The 9,646-nt window shown below is 59.2% G+C and carries 10 protein-coding genes, 1 tRNA gene and 1 pseudogene; 5 read left to right on the forward strand and 7 right to left on the reverse strand.

The features are described from left to right. Positions 1-8: 8 nt before the first annotated feature. The 3 genes from RMO15_RS26175 to RMO15_RS26185 are packed head-to-tail and all read right to left on the reverse strand — an operon-like array spanning position 9 to position 3,188. Positions 9-893 (reverse strand): TIGR01777 family oxidoreductase, encoded by an 885-nt coding sequence (locus RMO15_RS26175; protein ID WP_309719730.1) that lies wholly within the window; start codon positions 891-893, stop codon positions 9-11. Positions 894-909: 16 nt separating this feature from the next. Then, positions 910-2,301 carry an AAA-like domain-containing protein gene (locus RMO15_RS26180; protein ID WP_309719733.1) on the reverse strand — a complete coding sequence of 464 codons (1,392 nt, stop codon included), beginning with the start codon at positions 2,299-2,301 and terminating at the stop codon, positions 910-912. Next, complete coding sequence (locus RMO15_RS26185) at positions 2,298-3,188, reverse strand: archaemetzincin (RefSeq protein WP_309719736.1); 891 nt, start codon at positions 3,186-3,188, stop codon at positions 2,298-2,300. Before RMO15_RS26185 ends, RMO15_RS26180 begins: the two co-directional genes overlap by 4 nt. Before the next feature lie 15 nt (positions 3,189-3,203). Here RMO15_RS26185 and RMO15_RS26190 point away from each other — a divergent pair, with 15 nt between their 5' ends. Beyond that, on the forward strand, positions 3,204-4,133 hold the full coding sequence (locus RMO15_RS26190) for a hypothetical protein (protein WP_309719739.1): 930 nt from the start codon (positions 3,204-3,206) through the stop codon (positions 4,131-4,133). A gap of 18 nt (positions 4,134-4,151) precedes the next feature. Next, a tRNA-Met gene (locus RMO15_RS26195) sits at positions 4,152-4,225 on the forward strand. Here the strand turns inward: RMO15_RS26195 and RMO15_RS33470 are convergent. After that, a complete protein-coding gene (locus RMO15_RS33470; RefSeq protein ID WP_369016167.1) occupies positions 4,185-4,793 on the reverse strand; it encodes an HNH endonuclease in 609 nt (202 codons plus the stop codon). The genes RMO15_RS26195 and RMO15_RS33470 overlap by 41 nt on opposite strands. A gap of 114 nt (positions 4,794-4,907) precedes the next feature. Continuing rightward, positions 4,908-5,891: a PEP-CTERM sorting domain-containing protein gene (locus tag RMO15_RS26200; RefSeq protein ID WP_309719742.1), complete on the reverse strand. Its 984-nt coding sequence runs from the start codon at positions 5,889-5,891 to the stop codon at positions 4,908-4,910. 141 nt (positions 5,892-6,032) lie between these two features. Here RMO15_RS26200 and RMO15_RS26205 point away from each other — a divergent pair, with 141 nt between their 5' ends. Both RMO15_RS26205 and RMO15_RS26210 read left to right on the forward strand, forming a co-directional pair. After that, the gene (locus tag RMO15_RS26205; protein WP_309719744.1) at positions 6,033-6,986 is read left to right on the forward strand and encodes a hypothetical protein; all 954 of its coding nucleotides are present in this window, start codon (positions 6,033-6,035) and stop codon (positions 6,984-6,986) included. Positions 6,987-7,041: 55 nt separating this feature from the next. Further along, positions 7,042-7,509 carry a DinB family protein gene (locus tag RMO15_RS26210; RefSeq protein WP_309719746.1) on the forward strand — a complete coding sequence of 156 codons (468 nt, stop codon included), beginning with the start codon at positions 7,042-7,044 and terminating at the stop codon, positions 7,507-7,509. Here the strand turns inward: RMO15_RS26210 and RMO15_RS26215 are convergent. Together RMO15_RS26215 and RMO15_RS26220 are read right to left on the reverse strand one after the other, a co-directional pair. Beyond that, positions 7,493-8,026, reverse strand: a complete 534-nt coding sequence (locus RMO15_RS26215; protein WP_309719748.1) for a GDYXXLXY domain-containing protein — start codon at positions 8,024-8,026, stop codon at positions 7,493-7,495. The two genes, RMO15_RS26210 and RMO15_RS26215, sit on opposite strands and share 17 nt — an antisense overlap. A 4-nt stretch (positions 8,027-8,030) precedes the next feature. Then, positions 8,031-9,179, reverse strand: coding sequence for a DUF2157 domain-containing protein (locus RMO15_RS26220; protein WP_309719750.1), 1,149 nt, complete (start codon positions 9,177-9,179; stop codon positions 8,031-8,033). Positions 9,180-9,330: 151 nt separating this feature from the next. Here RMO15_RS26220 and RMO15_RS26225 point away from each other — a divergent pair. Beyond that, positions 9,331-9,646: pseudogene (locus tag RMO15_RS26225) on the forward strand (hypothetical protein); the annotation flags it as partial.

Here is a 9,646-nt window from a genome sequence, read left to right on the forward strand (position 1 = left end):
GCAAGCGGCTAGGGCAGTAGCACGTCGGTGAGGGCTTCGGGCAGAGTCGGCCAGCGGAACGTGTAGCCGAGGTCAAGTGCCTTTTTCGGAACGACACGCTGGCTTGCGACGAGATACTGGGCGAATTCTCCGACAAGTGCCTTCAGGGCAAAGAGAGGCACAGGGACGAGCGCGGGCTTGCCGAGAGCTTTTCCCAGAGCTTCGGAGAGCTGACGAGCCGTGACCGGATTGGGAGAGACAGCATTGAGCGGGCCAGAGACCTCGGGGGTTATCAGCGCCCAGGAAATCAGCCCTAGCACATCGTCGCGGTGTACCCAGGGCACCCACTGCCGTCCATTGCCAAGCGGCCCCCCCAGCCCCAGCTTCCACGGCGAAAAAGGCACCTGGGGTGGGTTGAGCATGGTCGCGATCACGCCTCCCCCCCGTGCAAAAACCTGCCCGATGCGTAGAAAAACGACTCGTCCTCCGGCGACGGTCGCCTCTTGCGCAGCCGCTTCCCAGTCTGAGCAGACATGGCCAAAGTAGTCTTTCGATGCCGGCGCTTCTTCCGTAATCTCCGCCTCACCGCAGTCGCCGTAGTAGCCCACAGCGGAGGCATTGATCAGCACCTTGGGATGGGCGCTGGCCAGCTTGCGAGTCGGCTCGACGCGGCTGGTGATGATCTCATCTTTGAAGGCATCGTTCCAGCGCTGGGCTGCCACAGAAGTGCCACAGAGATTGATCACCGCATCGGCCTGCGCCACGGCAGGACGCCAAGCCACTTCATTGCTCCAAGCCAGCTGCCCATTTTTTGGTGTCCGGCTGAGAGTCTGAACCGTGTGCCCCTCTTTCGAAAGCTGCGCTACCAGTGCTTGGCCGATAAAACCACTCGCTCCCGCAATTAATATAGTCATTTAGCAATAGAATACCCTAGCGGAGGCGCAGATCGGTCTCGGGAGCGATTCCGAGGCGCTTACGAAGCTCCAGGTTCTCTTCTTGAGCGAACTTCAGGCGGTCTTCGGCGAGCTGGCGCAGTGCGGCATCTGCGCTGGAGTGACTAGCCCGCTCGTTCGCCAGCGCTTCCAGGGCCTGCTTCCACTGTAGCTCACGCTGTCGCACTTCGTTGAGCGAGCGTGTTGCTTCTTTTTCGGCACTGACTGAGCGGAAGGTCAGCAACCCCGTGGCTGCCAGCCCTACAAGCCCAACAGTTGCTGTCGGAAGTAGCCCACGCAGGAACGCCGCGCGCTGCCGCCGCCGCTCACCGTCAGGGATGCTACGGTTGATCCAGGCTTCATCGAAGACACGAGCGTAGATGCGGTTGCGTACCCGAAGCTGGCCACGAACACTCCGCACGATTCCCGAGAGCTTTAGAATCGCCCCCAGGGGACTCCCCGGTTCCTCCTTAATCTCGCGGCGACGGGCGCGACGGTAGAGCTCCAGCAGCGCCGTGACATCCTCGCCGCCTTCCAGCACCCGCCGCTGAACAAAGCTGAGATTGGTCTCTTCCTCACGCGCGGATTCATGAAAGAAAAGCCGGGCGACGGCCCGATCCACGGAGCCATTGTCGAAGTGCCCGACTTTGGCAACGGCCTGACAGAGACGTTGTGTCAGGTACGGGTGGCCATCGGTCCAGTAAAGAATCCGCTCAATGGCGTGCATTCCCCCATCACCAAAGCCTTCCGCGAGGGGCCGCGCCTCCAAGAGTGTGAAGTCCGTGGGGACGATGCGCTGGCCAATATTAAACGGGGTCACGCGAGCATCCCGAACCAGGCTATCGGGAGTTGCCGAACCCAGCAGGCAGATCGTCAGACGCTTGAGTCCAGGGTTATCTGAGCGGCGGTTGTAGCAGGCGCGCACCCCGGCAAAGAACTCATCGGTGGGAAAGGGCAGAGAGCGCACGGCATCGATCTCGTCCACAAAGAGCGTGAGCGGCGAGGTGTCCTGAGGCAGTGCCACTTCCTGGAGCGCGGCGAAAAAACGCTGTGCAGGGCCAAGCTGAGGGTGCGAGTCGGTAAAGTTCTCCAGCGCGTCTTCCTGGCCAATGGCGGCCCCAAGCTGAGCGAGCAGACCACTGTACCACTGCTCCGGTGAGACATTCTGCCCAATCCCCGTGAGATCTAAAATCGCCACCCGGACGCTATCACGACGAAGCTGAGTGGCGGCCCGTACCATCAGGCTGGACTTGCCCACTTGGCGTGTGTCCAGAACATAGCTAAACTCCCGCGCCTGGAGCGCCGCCAGCAGCGCATCGTCGGCCTGTCGCAGAACATAGCAGGGCGCATCGGGCGCAAGATTTCCCCCCGCCACAAAAAAATTGCTCATGGCTTGAGAGCCTCACGGGAGCGTTGCCAGAGCAGCGCTTCCTCTTTGAGACCATGTAGCTTGCCAAAGGCTTCGAGCGCAGTGAACCAGGGCTTGGGCGCGAGCCCTGTGGCGTGCCAGAGCTTGGCGGTGCACTCGGGGCAGAACGCGAGTGGGGCACGGTCAGTCTCCATAATGCTATTGCAGCCATTCATGCCACACTTTGCGACAAGGCAGTGCTCGATTCCGTACATATGACCTGTCTCATGGGTAGCGAGCTTAAAGAAGCGCAGGCGTGTACGTGCCTGGTTGCCGGTGGGATCAATCAGGCGCGCCAGCGACCAGACTCCCACTTTATTGACCAGCGATGCCTGTCCAAAGACAAAGTTCCAGCCCTCACCTGGTGTCAAGTCCACCGTGGTGACCCCGAGCACTGCAATGGCATCGTGGGGGCGCTGGGGGAGCAAGACCTGATTGAGGAGCACCCCGGTCAGAAGCTGGGGGCCGCGACGGGCACTCTGAGGAAGGCTCTCCAGTGTCCGAGGAGGCAGGGTCTTAACGGGCGAGCCAAACCAGTGTTCGAGAAGTGTCGCCGTATCCGTCAGGAGCTGCTGCTGGTCTTTCCCAAACCGGCCAATAGGCTGGATATAAAATGAGTGTGTCTTGCGGTCCGCGAGGGGCGTGCGTTGTGCCTGAAAGGCTTCTAGGGTCTGTGGCTGCTCCTCGGGGTGGCGCACGCTCCAGTCCGTCTCCTCAAAGCGGGGGTAGAGGGGAGCGAGGCGGCGCACGGTGGCATTGGGGTGCTGTGTGAGCACACGCGCAGGCTGGTGATGCTGGCTCCGTAGCAAGACAAAGACTCCCCCCGCCAGCGCCAGACCAAGTAAAAACAAGAGAAATGTGCGCACCATAGTATAATCTTCGGCATGGATGTCATTACTACCTTTGCGGGCAACGGCAAGCCCGAACATAGCGGCGACGGCGGCGTGGCGAAAGATGCGGGAATCCAAGATCCGTTCACGCTGGCGTTCAATAAAAAAGGCAACCTCTTTGTGGCTGAGGCTGGGGTAAACGCGCTCCGTAAGATCGAGGCAAAGACGGGGAAAATCTCCACGATCTACGAGACTCCGGGAGCAAAGCCAGAGGATCTGGTTGCTGTGGCCGTGCTGGGGGAGCAGGTCTGGACGGCACATCGCCTCAGTCACAAGGTCTTCCTCGACTCCAAGCCCCACGAGTTTATGTTTCAAGAGCCCCACGATGTCGCCACTTCAAGTGATGGGCGCTGGCTCTATATCGCCGATGTGAAAGCGTGCCAGATCTACAGACTCAGCCCCGATAAGCTCGCGCCACAGGTCTTTGCAGGCACGGGCAAGCGTGTGCACTCCGGCGATGGAGGCTTGGCAACGCAGGCGGAGATTTTTGGGGCACGCGCGGTCTGCTGCCATAGCAAAGTCGTCTATATCATCGAGCGCGAGGGAAACTGCGTGCGCAAAGTGGACGAGAAGGGCATCATTACCACGATTGCAGGAACGGGTAAGAAAGGCTATACGGGCGATGGTGGCCCGGCCAAAGAGGCGACCTTCAATGGCCCCAAAGGCGCGGCGTGCGACAAAGCGGGGAATTTGTACATCGTGGACACTGAGAACCACGCGATCCGGCGCATTGATGCCAAAACAGGCGTGATCTCGACAGTAGCGGGCGGACGCAAGGGCTCTGGCGGCGACGGCGGCTCTGCAACCGAGGCGGGGCTGGATCGTCCCCACGGCGTCGTGGTTGGCCCCGATGGGGCGCTCTATATTGGCGATACCCTCAACCACCGAATTCGGCGTGTTGCAAAGAAAGAGGAAACGCGATAGAATTACCGTCGCGATCTTGGCGGCATAGCTCAGCTGGTTAGAGCGATGGATTCATAACCCATAGGTCTCCGGTTCAAGTCCGGATGCCGCTATTTCACCTTTCCACACCAAAAGCCCAGCGTCGAGCTCATGGTGGCAATTTGGACAGAGATAGAGCAGGTTCTCAGGGGCATTGATCTGGGAGAGAAGCGCTGTCTCGGGGAAGTCCTTAATCGCTCGCAGGTGGCAAGTTTCCACGAAAAGCGCGTAACCACACCGCTGACACTGCCTCGCACGTTTTTTCATCACAGAAGCCGCGTGGACATAGATCGTGCGCCGGCTGACATTGCCTTTACACCGCGCCTCCACCTGTACCCGAAAGGCTTGCCAGCACTCCTCGCAAAGCTGACGATCCTCAGTGCCCTCTTTGGAGACCTTGCCACAGTGCTTGCAAACACGATCTTTACGGCTACGTTTAGGAACCCGCCCATTGTGAAAAGAGTTAGCACAAGACCGGGAACAGAAAAGCCGTCGTCGGACTTCTTGAAGGCGCTCTGTAGGTTTGGGTAAGATGGCTTCGCCACAGTGACGGCAACGGTTTGGATCCGCGCAGTAAGCTTCACGAATTTTCCGTGCTTTGGCAAGAGCACCTTTTTGGGGTGGAGTGAGTTTCTCGTTCATCGTCAAGACAACGAAGTATACTTGAAATACAAACAAAAAGCAAACAATCAACTTATAAAAAAACTCTCTGGAACGAACCGTTCCAGAGAGTCATTTTTTATTTTCACTGACAGACTAGTGCTTGCGGCGACGAGCAGCAACCAGGCCGACGAGGCCAAGTGCACCTAGGGCCAGCGTACCAGGCTCCGGAGCTGCGGTTGGCAGCGAGAACTGATCAAAGTGCAGGGTTTTCGCTTGGTGAATGCCGGCGGTTCCATTGACGAAGACACTGTCAAAGCTATTGGTCGTCGTGTTGATTTTAAAGATACAGGCAGGATCAATACCATTGGTAGGATTCACTGTTGCGTACAGGGAACCATCAAATCCAACAGCGACATCATAGCCACTAAAGTTTAGAAAATCGGTGGCACCCGATCCGCCTGCAACGGTCGCGAGGTAGGTTCCCGCAGAGTTGAAGCGGTTGATTTTCAGCGGGCCGCCGTCAAACTGACTGCCGACCGTGAAGAAATCTCCATTGGGAAGCACTGCAAGCCCTGCGGGGCGATTGATTCCATTGAGATTTGCGGCGGAAACAAGGGTGGTTGGAACGCTCGCGCTGGTGAAGTTAGTCGGAAGGGTATAAATTCCTCGGTCCGGGTCTGAGGTGAAATTATCGAAGCCCATGGAAAACAGGATTCGGTTGTTTGGCTGATCCAAGCGCACCGACCAAGGATTGATACCGTAGCTGAGTAGGTTGACCTCTGCCTCGACGAGGCCGCTGGTAATATCATAGCGCCGAACGAAGGGGTCAATGATGCCCCCACTAACTGTATTGGTCGTAAAAAGCTTAGTATTATCCGCACTGAGCTGAAGTCCAATGGCGTTAGGTAGAGCAGCAAAATCAGGCCCTGCAGCCAGTGTGGTTCGGTTAAAGGTCTGGATTCTCCCGTTGGCAAACGAGTTTGCATACAGCGTGGTTGCAGTCGTTTGCATGTGCTCAACGCCATTGACACCGGCAGATGCACTGGGACCCGCGCCGGTCGTTGCATTGAAGCGCATCAGCTCATTGCCTGTAAAGTCCCCGACGTACATATTTTGGGCATTTGCAGCACCTGACATTGATAGGAGAGCTAGCGCAAGCAGCCCTTTTACATTTAAAAATTTCATTCTCTACTCCTCAGGAGAAGCCGTATTGCAAGAAGTGTGCCAAGCTCTCGTCGTAAGAAAAGAATGAAGGATGCGATTAGGCTACAATAGAGTATGGAAATCTTCCCACAGAACCTGAGTAGCCGCTATCACATTGAGCTCGTGCGGCGGCGCTCCGCCAAGGGCTTCGGGGAGCCACAGGTGGACGAGCCGATCCCAAAGCCAGACTTACGTAAGATGGGGCGCTTCTGGGCGCAGGGAATGGAGCTCACCGAGGAGCAGGCGGCTATTGCAGCTCCCGCATCGGCGACGGGAACCAAGAGCGTTGCCATAATCACGATGATGGTGGGGGGGTTCTTGGTAGGACTTCCAGCCGTTGTCCTGGGAGCATCTCTTCGCAACGCTGCTCTGGGATTTTCTGTTTTCGGAGCAGGTACCACTGCCCTATGGATGTTTGCGCACGGTCCCGTTGCTCAGTTCGTCTTTCGCAAGGCCCACGAAGCACTCTCGCCTAAAGAAGTCGAGGACTTGATTAGCCGCAGCCAAGACGAACTCTCCAAAGCCTACCTCCAGCTGGTGCGCGATGCCGTGCTGGTGGCGGCCAACGAGGCCACGGCACTCAAGGTGCGCGAGGCCCTCTTCGCCTTAGGAGAGGCCATTGATGCCCTGCCTGCCGTCGTGATCGAGCCACAGGACACCACCCTGCTCCGCACACAGGCACAGGAGCTCACCGAGCGTGCCACCAAGGAGACTGACTCGGTGATCGCCGCCTCGCTCTTGCGCCAGGCCGAGTCTGCTGAGCAACGCGCGGAGAGCCAGGAAAAATCCGCCATCGTGGGTCGCCGCGCTGCGGTGCTCCGTGATGAGATTCTCTCCAAGATCGCCGCCCTCCGGGACGCTATCGCAGCGCAACAATCGGGGGCACTCGATGCCACAGCCCTCGCCGCCCTCTCGGAGTCCGCCCGTAGTGTTGCCAAGGAGTCTCAGAGCGCCGCCTCGGCACACGACGAGCTCGCACGCTATCTCACGCCCCAAGAAACAGCCACAATCCAGCAAGGTCGGCGCTAGTTTCCCTGTGAGACTTGCCTCCTTGAGAGCGATATCTACCCAGGAGAAATGAAAAATGAGTCTCAGCAATGGCCTGGCCGCACAGGCCGAACGCCAGTGGACAATGTTTCGGATGACGATCGGGCGCCTCACCGATGAGCAGTGGTATGCGGGGGAGCACCCTGGCTTAGTTCCGGCACGGATTGCGTTTCATGCACTCCAGTGGGCCGATTTCTATATCCAGTCCGACCCCAGCGCCTTCGATACCAAGGCGCGTTTCGGGGTAGATGCCAACGACGACCCGGCGACCCTTCCCAGCCGCGCAGCGCTCCGCACCTATCTCGATGACATTGCCGCCCGCACCGACACGCACCTGCGTTCGCTCGATGACGCCGCGCTCCTTGAGGAGGAGACACTCTTTCCCTGGTGCGGTGCCATCGTGATGGAGCGCGTGCTCTACACCTTCCGGCACACCACGTATCACTTAGGCGAGCTGAGCTACGCCCTACGCGTGCACGGCGCAAAGGCTACCGAGTGGAAGTAGGGCGCTTGGGCTCGACCGTGACAGCTTTTAAGACGGCGTGCCCTTGCGTGTCCACGACCACCTCAGCGACCAGCTGACGGTCGGAGCGGCGGCCTTCGCGCTCTAGCTCGGGGCCTTTGCCACGCGGGACAAACCAGCTCTCAATGCCGTACTCCACGCGGCAGTGGGTCTTGTCGGCGCTCACGACCGTACCTTTTAAGAAGGTGGGGGTATCTTTGGGGGGCGTCCGTGAGACACTCTCACGCTCAAAGAAGCGGCCCGTGCGCCCTAGGGTGACATAGATCGTCTCGCCTTTCTGTAGCGGTGGCCCCTCAATCCACCTGCTCTGCACCTCAGAGAGGCTGTAGCTCAGCACGACATATTCACCGCGAAAGAAGTCCACGGGGTCTATCGGCTCGACCCTGAGTAGAACCGACTGCCCGGTGCGGAGCGTGAGCTGCCTGACTCCCAGGAGCCCGAGCACCAGCGCCGCTTGAACCGCGATAAGCAGCGCGAACCGTCTTGGAAAACTCAGCATCGCTTTACTCCCTCTCCGCTAGTTTTTTGAGCAAGGTACGCCGTACCCGCTCCAGCACAAGCCCCCCGCCCAGAAGGACGATCCCCGAACTGAGGAAGAAAACCTCCATCGGGAGGCTCTGCCAGAGCAGCTCCACATAGCGGCTTAGCACCTCCAGCGCAAAGAACGCCAGCGCCAGCTGCACCCAGCCCGGCTCCCGGCGCTCGTAGCCGATCCAGAGCACCCCCACAATTACGACGAGCAGGAGAATATTAAAGACCGTTCGCAGGAGTGCTTCGTCGAGGCCGTCGCCAACGAGCACGCCCCCCGCGAGAAGCACAAAGGCTAATAGCCCCAGTCCCTCGGCACGATCCAGCGGCTCCTGCCAGTGCCGAGCCAGTACCACGACGGTCGCAGCCAGTGTCACGGCGCCCAGAAGCACCAACCTGAGCTGGCCACCTAGTGCGAGATACCCCCATTCGGCACCGTAGCCAAAGTCGGCTAAGACAGTGAGAACCGTCAGGAGAACGAACACCCCTAGCCCCTCCGCCAGCCCAGCAAGCTTGGGAACCAGTCGGCCTAGTGCCACGAGGAGCACGCCCCAGAGCAGAAAGACCGCGCAGAAACCACCTGGCCCGTCGCACCAGAACTCGGCCTCCCCGCCCAGCGCGAGGGTGAGCAAGAGCAAACTCAGCGTGAGCATCGCGCGAGACTCTAAAAGCCAGCCCAGTGGCAACACGCCGACTGCCCAGAGCACCAATAGCGATTGTGCCTCGGCGTTGATGTGCATGGCCTGCGCCACCAGAAAGAGGTTCGCGCCGTAGAGCAAGACGCCCAGAAAGAGGAGCGCATTTCCCGTCCCGTGGTAGCTCTCCCCGATGTAGCGTAGCCGGAAGCCCCCCCAGTACGCGAGCACCATCGCCGCCAGCAGGCCACCGAGCTTTACCGCGCCGGGAATCACCACCCAGTTGGAGGCCACAAAGACAATCATCCCGATCCCGATCAGAAGCGCCCCCAGAAACGAGAGCACCACGGCAATCTTGCTCCGCGCAGGGCCGTCCTGACCATCGTAGCGCGCCAGCAAGCGCTCGGCCAGGCTTGCATCCACTAGACCCTCGTCGTGCCAGTGTTCTACTTCTTGTCGGAGCCGCCGAACGAACTCGGATTCTTTCATGGCTTACTGTAGCCGAGTTATGCACTCTGTGCATGGGGCTTTTGACGGAGTTTGAGCGCACATGGTCTGGGTACAATGCCCTATGCCGCCGGTTTTCAACCGGCGACACAGAAACGGGAACCGCTGCTGCGTTTTGGCGATTTCAGTAGTTATGGCAAAAGACTGGCTCCAGTACGGCGGCCCCAATCGGGATTTCTCGCTGACGCAGGCGCTTTCCAAGCAAGCAGCGCCGACGGTGCGCTGGCGGCGAGCACTGGGCGAGGGAACGTCGGGGATGGTCGGGGATGGTAAGGTGCTCTTTACCCTCTACTCCACCGAGATAAGCCCCAAGCGCGAGGCGGGTGTGGAAGTAGTGGTGAGCCTAGACACGTCAACAGGAAAGACGCGTTGGGAGCATAAGACGCCTGTGACGATGTTGCCCAAGCAGGAATCATTTACCAATGATCCCATTCGGCCCCAGGCGACCC

This window comes from Armatimonas sp. (assembly GCF_031410135.1).
Classification (GTDB): domain Bacteria; phylum Armatimonadota; class Armatimonadia; order Armatimonadales; family Armatimonadaceae; genus Armatimonas.

Bases quoted from the DNA above. Each gene is read 5' to 3' on its own strand.
- RMO15_RS26175 (WP_309719730.1), bottom strand. From the start codon at position 893: ATGACTATATTAATTGCGGGAGCGAGTGGTTTTATCGGCCAAGCACTG.
- RMO15_RS26180 (WP_309719733.1), bottom strand. From the start codon at position 2,301: ATGAGCAATTTTTTTGTGGCGGGGGGAAATCTTGCGCCCGATGCGCCC.
- RMO15_RS26185 (WP_309719736.1), bottom strand. From the start codon at position 3,188: ATGGTGCGCACATTTCTCTTGTTTTTACTTGGTCTGGCGCTGGCGGGG.
- RMO15_RS26190 (WP_309719739.1), top strand. From the start codon at position 3,204: ATGGATGTCATTACTACCTTTGCGGGCAACGGCAAGCCCGAACATAGC.
- RMO15_RS33470 (WP_369016167.1), bottom strand. From the start codon at position 4,793: ATGAACGAGAAACTCACTCCACCCCAAAAAGGTGCTCTTGCCAAAGCA.
- RMO15_RS26200 (WP_309719742.1), bottom strand. From the start codon at position 5,891: ATGTCAGGTGCTGCAAATGCCCAAAATATGTACGTCGGGGACTTTACA.
- RMO15_RS26205 (WP_309719744.1), top strand. From the start codon at position 6,033: ATGGAAATCTTCCCACAGAACCTGAGTAGCCGCTATCACATTGAGCTC.
- RMO15_RS26210 (WP_309719746.1), top strand. From the start codon at position 7,042: ATGAGTCTCAGCAATGGCCTGGCCGCACAGGCCGAACGCCAGTGGACA.
- RMO15_RS26215 (WP_309719748.1), bottom strand. From the start codon at position 8,026: ATGCTGAGTTTTCCAAGACGGTTCGCGCTGCTTATCGCGGTTCAAGCG.
- RMO15_RS26220 (WP_309719750.1), bottom strand. From the start codon at position 9,179: ATGAAAGAATCCGAGTTCGTTCGGCGGCTCCGACAAGAAGTAGAACAC.